Here is a 20,659-nt window from a genome sequence, read left to right as displayed (position 1 = left end):
AGCAGTAAAATAATAATAAAAAGCAGTGGCGGGTAGTTAATCACTCGTCACTGAATTAATTATATAAAGGGTGAGAGTAATGCTTGATTTAGGATTTGTGCGTGAGAATCTTGATTTGGTTAAAGAGTCATTGGCCAAACGAGGTACAAAAGCTCCAATTGATGAATTTAGTGAGCTAGATGAAAATAGAAGAGAGTTAATCCAAGAAGTAGAAGAATTAAAGCGAATTCGAAATGAAGAGTCGACTAAGATTGGCCAACTCAAAAGAGAAGGAAAAGATGAAAAAGCAGAAGAGATAATTCAAAAGATGGGTCAAATTGGTGATAAGATAGATAATTTAGATCAAAAATTAAAAGAGTATAATAATCGCTTAGAAGAGATTATGCTACAACTACCTAACCTTCCCCACCAAGATGTACCTCAAGGTGCTGATGAAGAAGATAATATTTTAGTTAAAAAATGGAATGAACCAAGAGAGTTTGATTTTGAAGCTAAAGCTCATTGGGATTTAGGAAAAGAGCTTGATATTTTAGATTTTGAGCGAGGAGCTAAAGTGTCAGGAGCTAGATTTACTTTTTTAAAAAAAGCAGGGGCTAAGATTGAACGTGCTTTGATTAACTTTATGCTTGATATCCACTTAGAGAAAGATTACGAGGAAGTATTTCCTCCTTTTATAGTTCATGAAGATAGTATGTATGGAACAGGACAGTTGCCTAAATTTAAAGAAGATGCTTTTAAAATAGAAGATAGTGATTATTATTTAATTCCTACTGCTGAAGTTCCAGTTACAAATATGTATCGAGATGAAATTTTAAAATCTGATGATTTACCGATTTATCACACAGCTCATAGTGCTTGTTTTAGAGCTGAAGCAGGTGCTCATGGTAGAGATACTAGAGGAATTATAAGACAGCATCAATTTAATAAAGTTGAATTAGTTAAATTTGTTAAACCAGAAAACTCTTATGAGGAATTAGGAAAATTACTAGCTGATGCTGAAGAGATTTTACAGCGCTTAAAGTTACCATATCGAGTAGTTACTTTATGTACAGGTGACTTGACATTTTCTGCTGCTAAAACTTATGATATTGAAGTCTGGATGCCTGGTTATGATAAGTATCGAGAGATATCCTCATGTAGTAACTTTGAAGATTTTCAAGCTAGAAGAGCCGGAATTAGATATCGACCTGAACCTGGTGCTAAAGCAGAGTATTTGCATACTTTAAATGGTTCTGGTTTGGCCATTGGTCGTACAGTTGCAGCAATTATGGAAAATTATCAAAATGAAGATGGAAGTATAACTATTCCTGATGCTTTACAATCGTATATGAATGGTTTAGAAAGAATTGAAAATAAATAATTAAGTAATCAGGGCCAACTTATTTAGGTTGGCCCTGATTTTTTTGGAGAAGTTCTTGACAATTGTTAAGAAATTGATTATAATAATACTTGTGTTAAAAGTGGAGGGGTGTCCGAGTCCGGTTTATGGTGGCAGACTTGAAATCTGCTGTACGTTCAGGCGTACCGTGGGTTCGAATCCCACCCCCTCCGCCATTAATAATTTATAATTGAGAATTATTAGCTATTAATTAAATTATGGAGAGATACCCAAGTGGCTGAAGGGGCGGGTTTGCTAAACCTGTAGTAGGGCATACTGCTCTAGCGAGGGTTCGAATCCCTCTCTCTCCGCCATATTAATTAAAACCACATAGATTTTCAAACATCCGCCAAGGATGTTTTTTACATTTAAGGAGCTAATATGAAGGTTTTGTTTTTGCTTTTTTTAAATGATTAATTTTAACTTGCAATTTATAAGACGGTTAATATTGAATATGTAATTTGACTTAAGGTGGATTTTATGCTAGTATAATAAATGGTGTGTGATTAAAAAGTAATTAATTTTGCCTTGACAATTCTCTTTTTATGATGTATAATAACCAAGCAAGTTGTTGAGGAGGGGTGTCCGAGTCCGGTTTATGGTGGCAGACTTGAAATCTGCTGTACGTTCAGGCGTACCGTGGGTTCGAATCCCACCCCCTCCGCCATTAATAATTTATAATTGAGAATTATTAGCTATTAATTAAATTATGGAGAGATACCCAAGTGGCTGAAGGGGCGGGTTTGCTAAACCTGTAGTAGGGCATACTGCTCTAGCGAGGGTTCGAATCCCTCTCTCTCCGCCAAAAAGCAATTTATAATTGATGGTTTGATTTTGAATTATCAATTTTTAATATTATGCGCCCGTAGCTCAATTGGATAGAGTAACTGACTACGAATCAGGAGGTTGGAGGTTCGACTCCTCCCGGGCGCGCCATTAAAACTAAATAAGATTAATAATTAACAGAGAAGAGTGAATTATTTTAAATTATGATTAATAAAGATGAATACTATATGAAAATAGCTTTAGAAGAAGCGGAAAAAGCTTTTCAAAAAGGTGAAGTTCCAATTGCTGCTATAGTCGTTAAAAACGATCAAGTTATAGCCAAGGCTCATAACTTAAAGGAAGATTTACAAGATCCAACGGCACATGCTGAAGTACTGGCTATTCGTCAGGCTGCTAATAGTTTAGGTGGTTGGAGACTTTCTGGTTCTACCTTATATGTTACTATTGAGCCCTGCCCTATGTGTGCTGGAGCAATAGTCCAAGCGAGGATTGATAATTTGGTCTATGGGGCCAATGACCTTAAAGCTGGAGGCGCTGGAACATTATTCAATATAGTTAATGATGAAAGATTAAATCATAGATTAGAAGTAAAGTCAGGTGTTTTAAAAGAAGATTGTAGTCAAATTATGAAATGCTTTTTTAAAAGTTTAAGAAAATAACAATAATCAATAGAGCTTATGGAGAGGTGTCCGAGTCTGGCTTAAGGAGCTCGCCTGGAAAGCGAGTAAGGGTTTACGCCCTTCGAGGGTTCAAATCCCTCCTTCTCCGCCATAGAAATTTGATTTTAGTTTTCTTTTCTGATATAATTAAGTTAGTGAAAATAAAATAGTAATAAAGGCTTAATGCCTTTATATAGATTTTGGTCGTGCTAAACGGGGTGGTAGCGGTGCCCTGTAACCCGCAATCCGCTATAGCGGGGTTGAAGTCTGTTTAAGCTTATCTTTTTTAAGGTCTGGCTTAGATAAGTGGTGTTGACGATTGGGTCCTACGCAATGAGGCTTTATAAACTCCGTCAGATCCGGAAGGAAGCAGCGGTAAGTAAATGTCCTCGTGTGCCGTAGGGGTACCTGGTTCGAGCTAACTGTCTAAGTAACGCTTGGAAAGGATATGTGAGAATGGATGCACGACCATTTATATTATATTGAAATTATTTAGTGTGAGCCTTCTCAGCTACTGATGTAGTGAGATTATTAATTATTTAGTGGGGGTTATTATAAGATGACCTATGTATCACTCTATCGTAAGTGGCGTCCTAATACCTTTTCTGATATTGCTGGTCAAAAAAATGTTGTAAAAACCTTAAAAAATGCTATTCAATTAGATAGAATAGCTCATGCTTATTTATTTTGCGGGCCAAGAGGAACAGGAAAAACTAGTACAGCTAAAATATTGACTAAAGCTTTAAATTGTCAAGATGGGCCAACAGTTAGTCCGTGTAATCAATGTGAGTCCTGCTTAAATATAACAGAGAATAATCCAGTTGATATGATAGAAATTGATGCTGCCTCTAATCGAGGGATTGATAAGATTAGAGAGATAAGGGAAAAGATAAGATCCTCCCCTTTAAAAGGTAATTATAAAGTATATATTATCGATGAGGTACATATGTTAACAACAGAAGCTTTTAATGCTTTATTGAAGACTTTAGAAGAGCCACCGAGTTATGTTATTTTTATTTTGGCAACTACCGAACCTCATAAATTATTACCTACTATATTATCTAGATGTCAAAGGTTTGATTTTAGTAGGCTTTCGATTGGGGATATTAAAGATAGGTTGGGCTATATCTGTGAGCAAGAAGGAATTAAAGCTGGTAGTCAGGTTTTATCATTAATTGCTCGTAATGCCGATGGAGGCATGAGAGATGCAATCAGCATTTTAGATCAAGCTATCTCTTATAGTGGAGATGAAATTACGACTAGTGATTTAGAAGCAGTACTAGGGCTGGTAAGTAATCAAGCTTTATTTAAATTGACTGAAATAATCTTTGAGGCTCAAATGGAAGAAGCATTGAGTTTAGTTAATCAGATAGTCAATCAAGGGAAAGATATAAAGAGGTTTGTCAATGATTTGATTTATCATTTTCGCAATTTGTTATTGGTCAAAGAGTGTAAAAGTAATGAGCGATTATTAGACATAACGACTGATAAAAATTCAAAATTAATAGAGCAATCTAAAAAGGTGGAAACATTTCAGTTATTACAATTAATTGAAATTGCAAATGAGATAGAATCAGATTTAAAAGAGACAACTCAACCACGAATTGTATTGGAAATGGGCATCATTAAGTTGATTAAATTTGAAGAGAATAGATCGCTAGTTGGGATTTTAGAGCGGATTTCACGATTAGAAGAGAGGATAATTAATGGTGAAATAGAAGTTAAAACAATGGATAGTAAGGTAAAACAATCTGATGAAAAAACAGATGTGAATAGATCTGAAGTATCTACTTCAAAAAAAATTATTTCTTCTAAAAATGAATCATCTTCAGAAAAAGATCAAAAAGCAGTTGCTAATTCTTCATTGACGTTAAATGAAGTTAAAAATAAATGGGAAGATATTTTAGATTATTTAAAAAAGAAAAGAAAAATGAGATTACAAGCATTATTACGTGATGCTGACCCTATTAAATTAGATGATAATAAGTTGGTTATTGCTTTTAAACATGAGTTTCATAAAGATTCTGTGGAACAAGAGAAAGAAATTTTAGCTAAAATTATTAAGAAAATTTTTGGAATAGACTTGCAGGTAAAATGTGTTTTTTCTAGAAATAAATCCAAGGGCAGTAAAGAGAATAACAAGGAAGAAATAATGCAACATCAATTAGTAAAACAGGCAGTTGAAGTTTTTGATGGTGAGGTTGTTCGGATTGAATCTGTAGATTAATAACTTAATTAAATTTTAAGGAGTTGATATTTATGGATATGAATAAAATGATGAAACAAGTTCAAAAGATGCAGGGGCAGATGGCTAAGGTGCAAGATGAATTAGCTGAGAAGACTATTGAAGCTTCTGCTGGTGGAGGAGTTGTAACTGTAGTTGCTAATGGAAAACAAGAGATTGTTGATATTAACATTAACCCTGATGCAGTAGATCCAGATGATACAGAGATGTTAGAAGATCTGATTTTAGCTGCTACTAATGAAGCGATGAGAGAGGTTCAAGAGTTAGCTTCTAAAGAGATGGGTAAATTAACTGGTGGTATGAATATTCCTGGATTATTCTAGGAGTTTAAATTATGAAATATTATCCCCAACCTTTAGCTGAGTTAATAGGACAATTAACTAAATTACCTGGGATTGGCCCTAAAACTGCACAAAGGTTAGCTTTTTACATATTAAATATGGAGAAGAGTGTAGTTGATCAACTAGGAGAGTCAATCTTAGAGGTTAAAGATAAGTTGACTTACTGTTCAAGTTGTCATAACCTGACTCAAAATGACCCTTGCTATATTTGTAAGGATAGCAAAAGAAATAAGGAACTAATTTGTGTAGTAGAGAACGTAAAAGATATTATTGCTATGGAAAAAACCGGAGAATATAATGGTGTTTACCATGTTTTGCATGGTGCTATTTCACCGATAGATGGTTTAGGGCCAGATGATATAAAGCTTACTGAGCTACTAAATAGAGTTGAAAACGATATAATCGAGGAAATTATTATAGCTACTGATCCTAATGTAGAAGGTCAAGCAACAGCTATGTATATTTCTAAACTATTGAAGCCATTAAATATTAAGGTGACTCGTATAGCACATGGGTTACCAGTAGGTGGAGATTTAGAGTATGCTGATGAAGTTACTTTGTCTAAAGCATTAGAGGGAAGACAAGAAATATAGCCACTATATAGTGGCTATATTTTCATTTGAACCCTTATTTTTTTATTTTAACTTGACAAAAGGGAAGGATAATATTATAATTACATCTAAATACGTATTTTTTTGTAATTTGATCATATTATGTAATGGTTACTAACTAGTGAGTAATAATTTAAAAAGTGGTCAGTTATGACAATTAAATCTACTAAGTCAACTAACTATTAAGCTAAATGCTTAATAGTTAGTTGACTTATATGAACAGTTTAAATTTTCAATCTCTAGTAAGTGTAATTGATTTATAGCTAATAATGAATTTTTTTAATCAGCTTGGTTATCCTAGTAGAGAAATAATTCAAAGGGGGTAACCAACAATTAATAAATTAGTAGAGCTATTAAATGTTAATTTTGTGGATGATTCTTCTGATTTTAAGGATGAATTAACTCAAGATTTAGAGGAAACTCAAGAAGAGCTTACTAGAGCAAAGAGGTATTTTAATTCTGTTTCAGATCCTGATTTAATAGACCATGCTATTTATTTATTGGAAGCTACTAGAAAGAAATATAGTTATTTATTAAAAAAGAAGAAAAAACAACTAAATAGCGACAAATAATTGGGACTTAGCAGAATAAAATACAAAAATCTGAAAATTTAAACTTAAGCTATTTATGAAGGAGTCAAACTTAATCTTAGAGAATATATAGGTTAAGTGGGAATCAGATAGGCCAATTAAATAATTATAATCTTTTTGTTCCAAAATTATGATTATAATGAAAAATCAAAAATTGGATTATCTAAGCTTAGTTGATTTATGTTGATTTTTTAATATGAAAGGAGGAATATAGATGGCAAGCTTAACAGAAATTCGTTGGCATGGGAGAGGTGGTCAAGGTTCAAAGACAGCATCTATTTTATTAGGAAAGGTTGCTGCTAAAACAGGGAGGAATATTCAGGCATTTCCTGAGTATGGTCCTGAAAGAATGGGTGCTCCAGTATTAGCTTACAACAGAATTAGTGAAGAGAAGATTACTGTTCACTGTCAAGTGACTGAACCTAGTACTGTAGTGGTCTTAGATCCGACATTATTAGCTGTAGTTGATGTGACAGAAGGTGTTCCGGCAGATGGGAAGATCATTGTTAATACTACAGAAGATGTAGCAAAATTAAAAGAAAAGTTAAACTTTGATGGAGAAGTATGGGCAGTAGATGCTTATGGGATCTCTACTGAGGAGATTGGTGCTCCATTTCCTAATACACCAATGTTAGGTGCCTTAGTTAAGGCAACAGAAGTGGTTCCTTATGAAGGATTTGTAGATGAGATTAAAAAAGAGTTTGAAAAGAAGTTTGCTCATAAGCCTGAAGTTGTTAAAGGTAACTTAGCTTCAATTGAAAGGGCTTATCAGGAGGTGAAAAAATAATGGTTAAACCAGGTGATGGATATAAGGATATCCCTAAAGGTGGATTAATTCTTGAAACTGGTAATGCTAAAAATTACAAGACTGGTGGCTGGAGAACTAAAAAACCAATTTTAGATAAAGAAAAGTGTATTAATTGTCATTTATGCTGGGCTTTCTGTCCTGACTCTTCTGTTTTATCAGAAGATGGTGAGGTTAAGGCAGAAATTGATTATGATCACTGCAAGGGTTGTGCGATTTGTGCTCATGAGTGTCCAGTAAATGCTATTGAAATGGAGAAAGAGTAATTTGAAAGGGGGAAATTAAAATGTCTAATCAAGTAGCTTTAACAGGTAATGAAGTTATGGCACAAGCGATGCGACAGATCAATCCTGATGTTGTTGCAGCATATCCAATTACTCCACAGACTGCAATGGTACAAGTTTTTTCTCAATTTGTAGCTGATGGTAAAGTAGATACTGAGTATGTTACTGTTGAAAGTGAACATAGTGCAATGAGTGCTACTGTTGGTGCTTCTGCTGCCGGCTCTCGGGCTATGACAGCAACGGCTGCTAATGGTTTAGCTTTAATGTGGGAGGTTTTATATATTGCTTCTGGTACTAGATTACCAATCGTAATGCCAGTAGTAAATCGTGCGTTAAGTGGTCCGATTAATATCCATTGTGATCATAGTGATGCGATGGGTGCTCGTGATGCTGGGTGGATTCAATTTTTTGCAGAAAATGGTCAAGAAGCTTATGATAATGCTATTCAAGCAGTTCGTATTTCTGAGCATGAAGATGTGAGAATGCCTAGTATGGTTAATTTAGATGGATTTATTATTAGTCATGCAGTGGAAAATCTAGAAATACTAGCTGATGAGGATGTAGAGGAATTTGTAGGTGATTATCAAGCTGATAATTATTTATTAAACTCTGAAAGTCCAATTGCGGTAGGACCACTTGATTTACAAGACTTTTATTTCGAACATAAAATGCAACAAGCTGTAGCTACTGAAAATGTGAAGGACGTTGTCTTAGAAGTAGCTAAAGAATATGAAGAAATATCTGGTCGAGAGTATGGTTTATTTGAAGAGTATAGGTTAGATGATGCAGAAATGGCAGTAGTGGCACTGGGTTCTACTACTGGTACAGCTAAAGCTGCAGTAGATAACTTAAGAGAACAAGGGGTTAAAGTTGGTTTATTAAAGATTAGATTATATAGACCATTCCCTGCTCAAGAGATTGCTGATGCATTAAAAGATCTTGAAGCTGTTGCAGTTTTAGATAGAGCTGAAACATTCTCTACTACTGGTGGACCAGTATTTATTGATATTAGAGCTGCATTATATGATATCAAAGCTGATGTAGAAGTTGTTAATTATATTTATGGCTTAGGTGGAAGAGATATTAAAGTAGAAGAGATAGAAAGTGTCTTTAATGACTTACAACAAGTTGTTGAAACAGGTAATGTAGAACAGAAAATTAATCATCTTGGTGTAAGAGAATAGGGGGTGTGAGTAATGAAATTAAAAGAAGCTGCTAAGAAAGAAGAGAGATTAACTGGTGGACATAGACTATGTTCAGGTTGTGGAGCTGGAACAGTTGCCCGTTTAGTTATGAGAGCAAGTGATAATCCAGCTGTTGTAGGTTGTGCAACAGGTTGTTTAGAGGTTTCTACTACTATTTATCCTTATACTGCATGGGAAGATTCTTTCATCCATAATGCATTTGAGAACGTTGCAGCAACTATTAGTGGAGTTGAAGCTGCTTATCGTTCTTTAAGAAATCAAGGTAAGATGGATGAAGACTTTGATTTTATTGCCATTGGTGGTGATGGTGGTAGTTACGATATTGGATTCCAATCACTATCTGGAGCAATGGAACGTGGTCATGATATGGTTTATCTATGTTATGATAATGGAGCTTACATGAATACTGGAATTCAGCGTTCTAGTGCTACACCTAAAGGAGCTAGTACAACTACTTCACCTGCTGGGGAAGTAATTCCTGGTAAGCAGCAGTATAGAAAAGAATTGACAGATATCATGGCAGCACATAATATTCCATATGTTGCTCAAGCTTCTCCTTTTAAGCCTCAGGATTTAATGAAAAAAGCTAAAAAAGCTTTTGAAGTTGATGGGCCAGCATTTCTTAATGTCTTAGCGCCATGTCCTCGTGGTTGGAGAAGTAAAGCAGAAGAAGGAATTGAGCTGAGTAAAATTGCTGCTGATACTTGCTTCTGGCCACTATTTGAGGTTGAGAATGGGGAATGGAAGTTAAATTATAATCCTAAAGATAAAAAGTCGATCACAGAATGGTTAGAACCACAAGGAAGATTTAATCATTTATTCCAAGAGAAAAATGAAAGTGTAATTGAAGAGATTCAAGAGCATGTAGATCAAAGATGGGAGACAATCTTACATCGTTGTGGTGAGAAAGAATAAGTTAATAAACAAAAGGCAGCCCTAATTAGGGCTGCCTTTTGTTATTTTATTAAGAAGATGATTCTTAGCGTAAATCTTAATCTGATTTTATGTGTTTTAACTTTGATTTTTGAAATATCAAGTCAATACTTGACAGTTATAATTAAGTCTGATAAACTTATACAAAATTAAACGAATTTATTTATATCTGATTATAGATTAATTCGTATACCTTCGAGAATAGGGCTCGAAAGTTTCTACCAAGTAGCCGTAAACTACTTGACTACGAATCACAGTGGGGATCTGGTTACTTATTGAGCCTAAGTATAGTTCAAGACAAACTATGCTTAGGTTTTTAAGTATTAATAGTTTAATATTATTTTCAAAGCAGGAAAAAATATATTTGGGAGGTTATAGGATGGAAGGTAAAATTGTAAAAGAAGGGTTAACTTTTGATGATATTTTGTTGCAACCGGCTCATTCAAAGGTATTGCCTAAAGAGGTAAGTACAAGTACTGAATTGACTGACAAGATAAAGCTTAACATGCCAATTATGAGTGCAGCAATGGATACGGTTACGGAAGCTAGGTTAGCTATTGCCATAGCTAGAGAAGGTGGATTAGGAATTATTCATAAAAATATGTCTGTACAAGCACAAGCAGAAGAAGTAGATAAGGTTAAACGCTCAGAAAGTGGAGTTATTGTAAATCCCTTTTATTTAAGTCCGGAGGACGAAGTTTATAAAGCGGAAGCACTAATGGCTAAATATCGTATTTCTGGAGTTCCAATTTTAGATGAAGATAAAAAATTAATAGGAATTATTACTAATCGAGATTTAAGGTTTGAGAATGACTTTAAGCAACCAATAAAAAATGTAATGACTGATGAAGAATTGATTACTGCTCCAGTAGGGACAAGTATAGAGGAAGCAAAAGATATTTTACAAGAACATAAGATTGAAAAATTACCCTTAGTTGATGAAGGAAATATTCTAAAGGGTTTAATTACGATTAAGGATATTGAGAAGGCTGAAAAGTATCCTAATTCAGCGAAGGATAGTCAAGGAAGATTATTAGTAGGGGCGGCAGTAGGAATTGCGAAGGGAACAGATAAGAGAATTGAAGCGCTAGTAGAAGCCGGGGTGGATGTATTAGTTATAGATACAGCTCATGGTCATTCCCAAGGTGTAATTGATATGGTCAGCAAAGTTAGAAATAAGTATCCTGAATTGGATATTATTGCTGGAAATGTAGCGACAGCAGAGGCAACGAAAGATTTAATTGAAGCTGGAGCTGATGTAGTTAAAGTAGGTGTTGGCCCGGGTTCTATTTGTACTACTAGAGTAGTAGCAGGAGTTGGAGTTCCACAAGTTACTGCAGTTTATGATTGTGCTAAAGTAGCAGATGAATATGGAGCTTCTGTGATTGCAGATGGTGGAATTAAGTATTCAGGTGAAGTAGTTAAAGCTTTAGCAGCAGGGGCCAAAGCTGTTATGTTGGGTAGTTTGTTAGCAGGAACTGAAGAAGCTCCAGGAAAAAAAGAGATTTATAAAGGAAGAAGTTACAAGGTTTATCGAGGAATGGGTTCTATTGGAGCAATGAGGCAAGGAAGTAAGGATCGTTATTTCCAAGATGATGATAAGAAGTTAGTTCCAGAAGGAATTGAAGGAATGGTACCTTATAAAGGAGATTTAGCAGAGACGCTTTATCAGCTAGTAGGAGGATTACGTTCAGGAATGGGTTATTGTGGAACAGGAACAATTGAAGAACTAAGAAAGAATGGGAAATTTGTAAGAATTACTGGTGCTGGATTGAAAGAAAGTCATCCTCATGATGTTACAATAACGAAGGAAGCACCAAATTATAGCATGGATTAATAAATAAAACGGCCCTCAAACAGAGGGCTGTTTTATTTATTAATTACAGTTATGTGATAGTGTTTGTAGATATGGCCTGTATGGATCGGTCTTTGTGATTTTCACAGGGAGTCTTGATTTGCAAGACTTGCAGGATCCGTGTCAGTAAAAAAACTAACTTCAAAATCTATGCTTGAGGGGTTTAAAGGGGTTGATCTTCACTGACACAGACACAGATTACTGATACTGTATATCAATAAAGTTTAAGATGAAGATTTAAAGGCATATAGATAGAGGATTTTGTTTTTTTGTCAAGAATAATAAGAATAGCCTGAATTAGTTGGAGGAAAAAGATGAGAGGATACTTTATAACTTTAGAAGGTGTAGAAGGAGCAGGAAAGTCAACGCAAATAGATCTGATTGAGGAATATTTAACAGGGTTAGGTTATCAAGTTCTTACAACATATGAACCTGGTGATACAAAGATTGGAAAAAAGATCCGGGAATTATTATTAAAGCCTGAGTATGATCAATTATTGCCTAAGGCTGAACTATTATTATATTGTGCTGATAGGGCCCAACATATAGCTGAAGTAATTGAGCCAGCTTTAAAAGAAGGAAAGATTGTGATCAGTGATCGGTATATGGATGCTACTGTAGCTTATCAAGGTTATGCACGTGGCTTTGATATTGAATTGATTAAGAGATTGAATATGATAGCTACGAGTAGTTTAGAGCCTGATTTGACCTTGCTATTAGACATCGATCCTCTTCTTTCTTTAAAGCGGGCCAAGAAGGCAACGGCACAATCTAATTTAAAAGGAGATAAGATAGAAGGAGAAAGAATTTCTTTTCATAATTTAGTTAGAGAAGGTTACCTAACCTTGGCTGACTCTGAATCAAGGATTGAACTTATTAATGCTGGTTGTTCTGTGGAAGAAGTATTTGTTCAAATTAAATCTTTACTTAACAAGCTGGTGATATAAGATGAAGATTCAGAACAAACTAAAACATGAGTTAAATACAGTTTTGTCAACCAAAGAGAATAAAAAGATAAAAAATACCACAGTAAAGAAGAGCTTTTTAGAAGAGTTGAAGCAAGTTCATGGAGAAGAAACTAAAGCTAGGCTTGATCAATTATTAGATTTAATAGATCAACAAGGAGAGAAATTAGCAAAGCATAGAACATTTAAAGAGTTTGTAAAGTATAAAAAGATGGTCAGTAGTTTTGTTGAAGAGGTTGTAGGTAAAATGTATCAGGTTAAGGAAGATTATAGCCCTATCCAAGGGAAAGTTTATAATCTGGTCAATAAAGTTGATCAGTCTTTAGAAGAATTAACTGAGATGATTATTGATGACCAGTCAGCCCAATTAGAAATTTTAGATAAATTAGATGAAATGAGAGGTTTATTAGTAGATCTTTATAGATAGTAAAGGAGAGTAACAAAGATGGGTTTTAATAAGGTTATAGGGCAGAATTTAGCTATTACAATTTTAAAAAAGCAACTAGGAAGCAATAGATTAAGTCATGCTTATCTTTTTTTAGGGGAACAAGGAGTTGGTAAGGATATAGCTGCTTTTGAATTTGCTAAAGCAATTAACTGTCAGGAAAAAAGTACAGACGCCTGTGATCAATGTATTTCTTGTCGTAAAGCTAACAATCAAAATCATCCAGATATTATAGAGATTAAGCCAGATGATAAATATATTAAAATAGATCAAATTCGACAATTACAGAAAGAAATTTTATATAAACCATATGAAAGCAAATGGAAAATTTATCTCATTTATCAAGCTGATTCTTTAAGTTTAGAAGCAGCTAATAGTTTATTAAAAATTTTAGAAGAACCACCTAGATATGCTATAATAATCTTGGTGCTTGATAGTACAGAGAATATATTACCAACCATTCTTTCTAGGTGCCAGTTAATCAGGTTTAGAATATTACCTGATGAGTTAATTAAACAAGAGTTAATTTCTAATTATAAATTATCGGCAGAAAAAAGCCAATTAATTACTTCTTTAGCGGCTGGTCGTTATGAAAATGCTATTCAACTGGTAGAAGATAAAGAGCGACTAGCAAAGAGAGAAGAGATTTTAAAGTTGCTTTTAACTTTAAAGAAGTCAGAGCAAGTGGTGGTTTTTGAGAGTGTAGAAAGGTTATTAGAATACTCAGATAAGATAAATCAGACTCTAGAGCTTTTCTTATTATGGTATCGCGACTTACTATTGGTTAAATTAAATCAAGTTGATAGTTTGGTTAATGCTGATTATCAAGATAAATTAATTAAAGAATCGGAAAGATATAGTATAGAAGAGATAGAAGAAATAATAAGAATAGTTCAAAGTACAAATAATGTAATTAAGAAGTATAATGTTAACTTACAATTGACATTAGAAGTGATGTTGCTCAAATTAAGCAAGTTAGGGAGGCAAAGATAGATGGCAGAAGCAGTTGGAGTAATCTTTAAAAAAGCTGGTAAAATTTATTATTTTAAAAATGACGAGCAGAGTGAACTAAATGTTGGTCAACAAGTAGTTGTGAAGACGGTTAGGGGGATTGAACTAGGTGAGGTTGTTACAGATTTCAAAGAGATAGATGAATCTAAATTAAATTCTCCTCTAAAATCAATTATACGCAAAGCTACTTTGAGTGATATTCAAAAAGCAGAAGAAAATGAAAAAGAAGCAGAAGAAGCCTTTGATATCTGTCTAAAAAAGATTGAAGAGCATGGTTTGCCAATGAAACTGATTGATGCTGAATATACTCTTGATAAAAAGAAGTTGCTATTTTATTTTACAGCAGATGGTAGAGTTGATTTTAGAGAGCTAGTTAAAGATTTAGCAGCAATCTTTAGAACAAGAATAGAGTTAAGACAGATTGGAGTTAGAGATGAAGCCAAGATGTTGGGAGGATTAGGGCCTTGCGGTAGACAGCTATGTTGCAAAACATTTTTAAGAAATTTTGAGCCAATTTCAATTAAAATGGCTAAAAAGCAAGATTTATCATTAAACCCTAGTAAAATATCAGGAGTCTGTGGTAGATTGATGTGTTGTTTGAGATATGAAGCTAAAAATTATTTAAAGACTAAAAAGAATTTGCCTAATATAGGAGAAAAAGTTGAAACTAAAATAGGAAAAGGTAGAGTTAAAGGTTTAAATGTTGTTAAGGAGACAGTAACAGTAGAATTAGGGAATAATGAGGAATTTGAAGTTGACGCCGCTGATATTCAGTTGAAAGATTGTAAAAAGAAGAAATAATATTAATTATTGGTGAATATAATTATAATAAAAATATATATTTATTATAAAAATTAGTTTGGGGGGTTGGTAGTGAAAGAAATTATTAGTTTACTAGCACATTTTCAAGAGCAGTTGCAGGTATTGGTTAATGATTTTCAAAAAGTCAAGAATACAGTCTATGATATTTATAAAGAGAATGAAACACTGAAAGAAGAGAATGAAAATTTAAAGAGATTGTTATTTGAAAAAGAGGAAGAAGAAGGGAAGTCAGCTGATACTAATCAGGACAACTTAGTACGACTTTATAAGGAAGGATTCCATGTCTGTCATCTTAACTTTGGTGAAACGAGAGAGGGAGATTGCTTGTTTTGTATGGGTTTGTTTGAGGATGATGAAGAAGTGGAGGTAGAATGAAAGAATGACAGATGTTAAACTTAAGGAAGATGAACGATTAGATGAACTATTAATTGATAACTTAAGATTAATTCAAAATCATAATTATTTTTGTTTTTCTTTAGATGCAGTTTTACTTGCTAATTTTGTTAATCCCAAAAAGAATGACTTAGTACTAGATTTAGGGACAGGTAATGGGATTATCCCTCATTTAATTCAAGCTAAATTTAAAGTTAAGCAGGTTTATGGAATTGATATCCAAACTAAATTGATTGATATGGCTAGACGTAGTGCTAATTATAATAATTTAGAAGATAGGTTAAAATTTAGAGAAGTTAATTTAAAAGAAGCGGTAGAATATTTTGGTACAGAAAGCTTTGATTACATTGTAAGTAATCCACCATATTTAAAAAAAGATAGCGGAAGAATAAATTCCGAAAATAGTATAGCGATAGCTCGCCATGAGTTAAAATGTAATTTGGAAGATGTGATCAAAGCAAGTAGTCAGTTAGTTAAATATGGAGGAAAAGTAGCTTATGTATATCGAACTCAGCGTTTAGCTGAGTTATTGGCATTATTAGCGGACTATAATTTGGCAGCTAAAAGCTTAAGGCTAATTTATTCTCAAGAAGATAGTAATGCTAACTTGTTTTTATTAGAAGCTAGTAAAGGTGGAGGAGTTGGCCTTGAGGTTTTACCACCGTTTATTGTTTATAATAATGAAGGTGAGTATACTGAACAAATAAAGGAAATTTATTATCCGGAGAGGAATGGATAAATTATTTTATGGAACACTATGTTTATATTGTACAATGTAGTGACGATACATTGTATACAGGGTATACAACAGATGTAAAGAGAAGGATTAAGGAGCATAATCAAGGAAGAGGGGCCAAATATACTCGAGGCAGAGGGCCAGTTAGGTTATGTCATACAGAAGAGTATACAACGCGTAGTCAGGCTCAAAGGAGAGAATACGTGATTAAGCAGTTGACACGGCAACAGAAGTTGAAGTTGATTAAGGGGGAGTTAGATGAGTGATGGGGCTTTATATGTCTGTGGGACTCCAATTGGAAATTTAGGTGATATTACTCTGCGGGCTTTAGATATTTTGAAAGAAGTTGATTTAATTGCTGCTGAAGATACACGGCGAACTCAGAAATTATTAAATCACTATCAAATCAAGACTAAATTAACCAGTTACCATGAACATAATGCACTCAGCAAGAGTAAACAGTTACTGAGTAAGATAGAGGAGGGTTTTAATATAGCTCTAGTCTCTGATGCAGGAATGCCAGGTATTTCTGATCCAGGGTATGAACTAATTAAACTATTGCGTAAACAAAGTATAAATGTAATTCCTATTCCCGGGCCAACGGCTGTGACAAGCAGTTTAGTTGTTTCTGGTTTAGCAACTGATAGATTTGTCTTTGAGGGCTTTTTACCACGCAAAAATAAAGAGCGAAAGGGTTATTTGGAGCAATTAAAGGCTGAAGAGAGAACGATAGTCTGTTATGAAGCTCCACATCGTCTAGTAGCTACCTTAAAGGATATATTAGAAATTTTAGGAGATAGAGAGATAGTAGTTTGTAGAGAGCTGACTAAAAAGTTTGAGGAGAAGGTTGATGGTTTGGTCAGCGAAGTATTAGAAAAGTTTCAAAGAAAAGCTCCACAAGGAGAGATAACCTTTGTTTTAGAGGGTAAACAAGGTAAACAACAAGAGTTAGAAGGGCCTAATTGGAAAGGTCTTTCTATTTTAGAACACCTTAAGCAAAGAATGGAAGAAGGATTAACTAAGAAGGAAGCAATTAAGAAGGTCGCTCAAGAGCGTGACTTGCCTAAAAGTGAGGTTTATCAGATTGGAATTAAGATTAAAGTTGATAAGTAATAGAGGTGCATTGATCATCAATGCCCTCTATTACTTATATATGTTATTTAAAATTTAAGCTGAACGTGACATTTCTTCTAAGCATTCAGGGCAGATATTTTTTCCTTTGAAGTTAGTGATATCATCTGCATTATTACAGAAGATACAAGCAGGTTCATATTTTTTAAAGATGATTTTTTCTTGATCTACATAAATTTCTAAAGCATCTTTATTTTCAATATTTAAAGTCCTTCTTAACTCAATTGGAATTACAACTCGTCCTAATTCGTCTACCTTTCTTACAATTCCTGTTGATTTCATCTAAATTCCTCCTTAATTTCTTTTTACTCGGTTATTCGACAATGTCTAGATAAATAATAACATATTTTTCAATATAAGTCAATGGTTTCAATAAAATTTCAGTTAATAAATCTTTTTTCGACAAAACACCCAAAACAATTTATACTAAAATTTATTCTAAAAGTCAATAAAGTTTTTTTTTTACAAAAGAAGGGAATAGCCCGTTAGTCTTGAAGAAAAAATAAAGGTTGGTGATAGAATGTTGGAGATAACACCTGGTTTAAAATCATTATTGAAGGATTGTAATCAGAAGTTGAAAGCTAAGTATCAAAATCAAGCAAACTTAGATAAAGAACAATTAAGAGGTTTAATTAGTCAAGAGATAGGTCGGTTTGTAACTGTAACTAAAATGGGCGACACAGAGATTAAAGAGTGGTTAGCTGGGCAAGATGTCGTAGGGGTAGATGGTTCGATCAACACATTGGGTAAAAATTATCCTCATTATATTACTTTATTACAGGCTTTAGCTAAGAGTACAGATAGGAAAAAGGAGGGGGTTATCAAGCATGAAGCTTTTAGTCCTCTAATTGATGAGGATCGGGATAAGATTCTTAAAAAGATTTATAAGGATAATTTGGCTCGTGAGGATGAAGAGGCTGTGGTTTATCCTCAGGAGGCAGCAGGTAAGATTAAAAGCTCTCTATTAGCTGCTTTAGAGATCTTAGTAGCTAAAGAGAGTATCTTAAAGTGGAATCCTAAATTGATCATGATGGATGGTTCATTGATCAGATATCAGATGCAAGCTGAAGAGGAATGGAGAGGGTTAGTGGAGTTGGCCTTAAAAAAGAATGTTTTTTTAGTAGGAGTTATAGAGGAGATTGGAACGAATGATTTGAGTAAAAACTTAGCAGATGATCTACCTGCCAAGATGATAGAGATGTATGATCGAGAATTATTATTTGGTTTACTAGAGATGGAAGAGATGATAAAATTAGAGAAGGTTGATAGTTTTAAAGAGAAGACGTTGACTTCGGCCTTTTTAAGGACAACTCGTGATCCAGGGGTGATTGGGCTTGATATCTTAAAGGAACAACAAGAGGAACTGGATTTAGTTGCTGCTTTGGTTCAATCTCTAACCCCGGCAAGTGGGAGAGGAATTCCGATCTGGTTAGATATTGTTGATGATGAGGTAAGAATTACTGATAAGATGATGGAATTGTTGATCGATAATTATTTAGATCCTAGATTAAAGCAGAAATTGTTTCATGCTAAATCTTTAGACCGAATTTATTAGGGGGGTGATTAGATGCAGATAGTAGGTTTGACAACTCAACAGCAGGTCTATGTTGCTTCACAAGAACGAAAATTTAGGATTAATGAGATGTTAAAGATAATTGATGCTGAATTGAATTATCCATTAGGGGAGGTAATTGAAACTCAATCTTATAATCGCTATATCCCATTATCAATGGATAAAAGCTTTGTTGATCAAGGAGTGATTGAATCTTTAAAGAGTATAGGCTATAATTTAGCAGAGGATGAGATAAATATTGCTAAAGTGAGATTGTTAGAAGAGGCGCCTTATCCGATTCAGACTGGGGCCGATGTAGATGTACCTAGTTTTGATGAGGTCAAGGACTTATTGGTTAAAGAGGAGCCTAAAGAAGGGTTGGTTTTAGGAGTAATTAAAGGAACAGAAGAGATGGCTTCTGGAATGGATGATAACTTAAAAGGGATTGCTCCTTTATTGAAAGATGATCAGGTGATTGAACAAGAAGGGATTCCTTTTAATTTTAAACTAAAGGCAATGCATAAGTATCCCCATATCGGGATTATTGGTGGTTCGGGATCAGGTAAATCATTTGGGATGAGGGTGATTTTAGAAGAATTAATGAAGTTGGAGATTCCAACGATCGTCTTTGATCCTCATTTTGAAATGGATTTTGCTACTTCTTTTCCTGCTTTAGAAGAGGAAGAGCAGGTTGATTTTAGTGATAAGTTTGCAGTTTATCAGATTGGCCAAGATGTAGGCGTTAATTTTGTTGAGCTGTCCAGTAAGGATTTGAGCGACTTATTGGCAGCAGCTAGTGATTTGAGTGATTCAATGATCAATGCTGTTCAGAAGTTACACCAAAAAAACGATAGTTTGTTGACTTTTGATCAGCGATTAGGTGATTTACAAGAGGCACAGAGATTGGGCCAAAATAGAATTGAACGTGATCTGAAGAATGGAGCTGTCACAGGAAATCAAAAAGAGGAGTATAATAATTATTTAGGTCTATTAAGGGAGTTTGGTGATCTACCAGCCAGTTCAATTAGTGGCTTAGCTTGGAGGTTGGGTAGATTAAAGAGGGAAGGATTATTTAGGCATAGTATTGATCAGATAGAAGAAGGTGTTAGAGCTAGAAAACTGGTTGTAATTCAAGGGCCAATCTGGCTGTTACAGGTCTTTGCTACATATGCATTAGGGACTTTATATCGGAAACGGCGTGATTACAAAGATGCTCAATATCGGCGTCAAGAGGCTGACTATTTTCCTCCATTTGTAGTGGCTACTGATGAGGCACATAACTTTGCTCCGAAGGGCTATCAATCGCCAGCTAACAAGATTATTAAGGAGATAGCTCAGGAAGGGCGGAAGTATGGTACATTCTTAATCTTAGCGACACAGCGGCCAACATTGCTTGATGAGACGGTGACGGCTCAATTGAATACTAAATTTGTCTTCAGAACTGTGAGAGCAACTGATATTGAAACGATCAAGCAGGAAACCGATTTAACGGCAGATGAAGCTAAGCGATTGCCTTATTTGCGTTCAGGGGATGCTTTTGTATCTTCAGCAATCTTTGGCAGAACTCTAGCAATCCGAATTAGGGTCGCTAAGACGACAAGTCCTCATACTAAAAATCCTTTTGAGGAACTAAAAGAGCAAAGTAATCTTGAGCTAGAACGATTATATGAAGCAGTTGTTGAGGAGTTGCCGGTTGCGGGCAATAATATAGCTTTTAAACTAGAAGCGATTAATCAACGGTTAGGCGTAACGTTAGATGTTGAACAGTTACGACAGAAATTAAATCTATTGGCAGAGGAAGGGTTGATAGTTGCTGAAGATTCATTTTTAGGGGATAAGAGTTATCAGATTAAAGAGTAATTGATATATTATGTCGCTTAGTGTCATAATATATCAATTAAACTCAAATTCA

The 20,659-nt window shown here is 34.4% G+C and carries 22 protein-coding genes, 6 tRNA genes, 1 other RNA gene and 1 riboswitch; of the genes, 28 read left to right on the top strand and 1 reads right to left on the bottom strand.

What is annotated here, in order from left to right; translation table 11 throughout:
* Nucleotides 1-79 precede the first annotated feature (79 nt).
* The 26 genes from serS (at nucleotide 80) to rsmI (ending at nucleotide 17,177) form a co-directional block, all read left to right on the top strand.
* Complete coding sequence (gene serS / locus ACKF5P_RS11255) at nucleotides 80-1,360, top strand: serine--tRNA ligase (RefSeq protein WP_408955289.1); 1,281 nt, start codon at nucleotides 80-82, stop codon at nucleotides 1,358-1,360.
* Between the two features lie 102 nt (nucleotides 1,361-1,462).
* Nucleotides 1,463-1,554, top strand: a tRNA-Ser gene (locus ACKF5P_RS11250).
* Nucleotides 1,555-1,598: 44 nt separating this feature from the next.
* A tRNA-Ser gene (locus ACKF5P_RS11245) sits at nucleotides 1,599-1,692 on the top strand.
* A gap of 261 nt (nucleotides 1,693-1,953) precedes the next feature.
* Nucleotides 1,954-2,045: transfer RNA gene (locus ACKF5P_RS11240), tRNA-Ser, on the top strand.
* A 44-nt stretch (nucleotides 2,046-2,089) separates the two neighbouring features.
* Nucleotides 2,090-2,183, top strand: a tRNA-Ser gene (locus ACKF5P_RS11235).
* Nucleotides 2,184-2,237: 54 nt separating this feature from the next.
* Nucleotides 2,238-2,314 (top strand) — tRNA-Arg (locus ACKF5P_RS11230).
* Nucleotides 2,315-2,367: 53 nt separating this feature from the next.
* The gene (gene tadA / locus ACKF5P_RS11225; RefSeq protein WP_408955288.1) at nucleotides 2,368-2,823 is read left to right on the top strand and encodes a tRNA adenosine(34) deaminase TadA; all 456 of its coding nucleotides are present in this window, start codon (nucleotides 2,368-2,370) and stop codon (nucleotides 2,821-2,823) included.
* Nucleotides 2,824-2,843: 20 nt separating this feature from the next.
* Nucleotides 2,844-2,935 (top strand) — tRNA-Ser (locus tag ACKF5P_RS11220).
* Between the two features lie 92 nt (nucleotides 2,936-3,027).
* An RNA gene (ffs, locus tag ACKF5P_RS11215) (signal recognition particle sRNA large type) lies at nucleotides 3,028-3,291 on the top strand.
* Nucleotides 3,292-3,382: 91 nt separating this feature from the next.
* Complete coding sequence (gene dnaX, locus ACKF5P_RS11210) at nucleotides 3,383-5,050, top strand: DNA polymerase III subunit gamma/tau (protein ID WP_408955287.1); 1,668 nt, start codon at nucleotides 3,383-3,385, stop codon at nucleotides 5,048-5,050.
* A gap of 32 nt (nucleotides 5,051-5,082) precedes the next feature.
* Nucleotides 5,083-5,391 (top strand): YbaB/EbfC family nucleoid-associated protein, encoded by a 309-nt coding sequence (locus ACKF5P_RS11205; protein ID WP_408955286.1) that lies wholly within the window; start codon nucleotides 5,083-5,085, stop codon nucleotides 5,389-5,391.
* A gap of 11 nt (nucleotides 5,392-5,402) precedes the next feature.
* Nucleotides 5,403-6,002 (top strand): recombination mediator RecR, encoded by a 600-nt coding sequence (gene recR, locus ACKF5P_RS11200; RefSeq protein WP_408955285.1) that lies wholly within the window; start codon nucleotides 5,403-5,405, stop codon nucleotides 6,000-6,002.
* A gap of 386 nt (nucleotides 6,003-6,388) precedes the next feature.
* Nucleotides 6,389-6,592, top strand: coding sequence for a DUF2508 family protein (locus tag ACKF5P_RS11195; RefSeq protein WP_408955284.1), 204 nt, complete (start codon nucleotides 6,389-6,391; stop codon nucleotides 6,590-6,592).
* Between the two features lie 232 nt (nucleotides 6,593-6,824).
* Nucleotides 6,825-7,397, top strand: coding sequence for a 2-oxoacid:acceptor oxidoreductase family protein (locus tag ACKF5P_RS11190; RefSeq protein ID WP_408955283.1), 573 nt, complete (start codon nucleotides 6,825-6,827; stop codon nucleotides 7,395-7,397).
* Nucleotides 7,397-7,681: a 4Fe-4S dicluster-binding protein gene (locus ACKF5P_RS11185; protein ID WP_408955282.1), complete on the top strand. Its 285-nt coding sequence runs from the start codon at nucleotides 7,397-7,399 to the stop codon at nucleotides 7,679-7,681. The genes ACKF5P_RS11190 and ACKF5P_RS11185 overlap by 1 nt, the downstream gene beginning before the upstream one ends.
* A 20-nt stretch (nucleotides 7,682-7,701) precedes the next feature.
* Nucleotides 7,702-8,883 (top strand): pyruvate ferredoxin oxidoreductase, encoded by a 1,182-nt coding sequence (porA, locus tag ACKF5P_RS11180; protein ID WP_408955281.1) that lies wholly within the window; start codon nucleotides 7,702-7,704, stop codon nucleotides 8,881-8,883.
* Nucleotides 8,884-8,895: 12 nt separating this feature from the next.
* The gene (locus ACKF5P_RS11175; RefSeq protein ID WP_408955280.1) at nucleotides 8,896-9,819 is read left to right on the top strand and encodes a thiamine pyrophosphate-dependent enzyme; all 924 of its coding nucleotides are present in this window, start codon (nucleotides 8,896-8,898) and stop codon (nucleotides 9,817-9,819) included.
* A 183-nt stretch (nucleotides 9,820-10,002) separates the two neighbouring features.
* Nucleotides 10,003-10,104, top strand: a riboswitch (purine riboswitch).
* A gap of 112 nt (nucleotides 10,105-10,216) precedes the next feature.
* The gene (guaB, locus tag ACKF5P_RS11170; RefSeq protein ID WP_408955279.1) at nucleotides 10,217-11,674 is read left to right on the top strand and encodes an IMP dehydrogenase; all 1,458 of its coding nucleotides are present in this window, start codon (nucleotides 10,217-10,219) and stop codon (nucleotides 11,672-11,674) included.
* Nucleotides 11,675-12,006: 332 nt separating this feature from the next.
* Nucleotides 12,007-12,639 carry a dTMP kinase gene (gene tmk / locus ACKF5P_RS11165; RefSeq protein ID WP_408955278.1) on the top strand — a complete coding sequence of 211 codons (633 nt, stop codon included), beginning with the start codon at nucleotides 12,007-12,009 and terminating at the stop codon, nucleotides 12,637-12,639.
* 1 nt (nucleotide 12,640) lies between these two features.
* Nucleotides 12,641-13,084 carry a YaaR family protein gene (locus ACKF5P_RS11160; RefSeq protein ID WP_408955277.1) on the top strand — a complete coding sequence of 148 codons (444 nt, stop codon included), beginning with the start codon at nucleotides 12,641-12,643 and terminating at the stop codon, nucleotides 13,082-13,084.
* An 18-nt stretch (nucleotides 13,085-13,102) separates the two neighbouring features.
* On the top strand, nucleotides 13,103-14,095 hold the full coding sequence (gene holB / locus ACKF5P_RS11155) for a DNA polymerase III subunit delta' (RefSeq protein WP_408955276.1): 993 nt from the start codon (nucleotides 13,103-13,105) through the stop codon (nucleotides 14,093-14,095).
* Entirely contained in the window at nucleotides 14,096-14,914 is an 819-nt protein-coding gene (locus tag ACKF5P_RS11150; RefSeq protein WP_408955275.1) for a stage 0 sporulation family protein, read from the top strand. It abuts the gene before it with no gap.
* Nucleotides 14,915-14,986: 72 nt separating this feature from the next.
* Nucleotides 14,987-15,310 carry an initiation-control protein YabA gene (locus ACKF5P_RS11145; RefSeq protein ID WP_408955274.1) on the top strand — a complete coding sequence of 108 codons (324 nt, stop codon included), beginning with the start codon at nucleotides 14,987-14,989 and terminating at the stop codon, nucleotides 15,308-15,310.
* Between the two features lie 4 nt (nucleotides 15,311-15,314).
* Nucleotides 15,315-16,067 carry a tRNA1(Val) (adenine(37)-N6)-methyltransferase gene (locus ACKF5P_RS11140; RefSeq protein WP_408955273.1) on the top strand — a complete coding sequence of 251 codons (753 nt, stop codon included), beginning with the start codon at nucleotides 15,315-15,317 and terminating at the stop codon, nucleotides 16,065-16,067.
* 8 nt (nucleotides 16,068-16,075) lie between these two features.
* Nucleotides 16,076-16,330, top strand: a complete 255-nt coding sequence (locus ACKF5P_RS11135) for a GIY-YIG nuclease family protein (RefSeq protein ID WP_408955272.1) — start codon at nucleotides 16,076-16,078, stop codon at nucleotides 16,328-16,330.
* Entirely contained in the window at nucleotides 16,323-17,177 is an 855-nt protein-coding gene (rsmI, locus tag ACKF5P_RS11130; RefSeq protein WP_408955271.1) for a 16S rRNA (cytidine(1402)-2'-O)-methyltransferase, read from the top strand. The genes ACKF5P_RS11135 and rsmI overlap by 8 nt, the downstream gene beginning before the upstream one ends.
* A 54-nt stretch (nucleotides 17,178-17,231) precedes the next feature.
* On the opposite strand, the gene ACKF5P_RS11125 is transcribed toward rsmI, so the two are convergent.
* Nucleotides 17,232-17,477: an AbrB/MazE/SpoVT family DNA-binding domain-containing protein gene (locus ACKF5P_RS11125; protein WP_408955270.1), complete on the bottom strand. Its 246-nt coding sequence runs from the start codon at nucleotides 17,475-17,477 to the stop codon at nucleotides 17,232-17,234.
* A 238-nt stretch (nucleotides 17,478-17,715) separates the two neighbouring features.
* On the opposite strand from ACKF5P_RS11125, the gene ACKF5P_RS11120 reads away from it, so the two are divergent.
* Together ACKF5P_RS11120 and ACKF5P_RS11115 are read left to right on the top strand one after the other, a co-directional pair.
* On the top strand, nucleotides 17,716-18,750 hold the full coding sequence (locus tag ACKF5P_RS11120; protein WP_408955269.1) for a DNA double-strand break repair nuclease NurA: 1,035 nt from the start codon (nucleotides 17,716-17,718) through the stop codon (nucleotides 18,748-18,750).
* A 12-nt stretch (nucleotides 18,751-18,762) separates the two neighbouring features.
* A complete protein-coding gene (locus ACKF5P_RS11115; protein ID WP_408955268.1) occupies nucleotides 18,763-20,607 on the top strand; it encodes an ATP-binding protein in 1,845 nt (614 codons plus the stop codon).
* The last annotated feature ends 52 nt before the right edge of the window (nucleotides 20,608-20,659 follow it).

This window comes from Natroniella sp. ANB-PHB2 (assembly GCF_046097105.1).
Classification (GTDB): domain Bacteria; phylum Bacillota; class Halanaerobiia; order Halobacteroidales; family Halobacteroidaceae; genus Natroniella.
The sequence above is the reverse complement of the archived record's forward strand: the minus strand, read 5'-3'. Positions and strand labels throughout refer to the sequence as shown.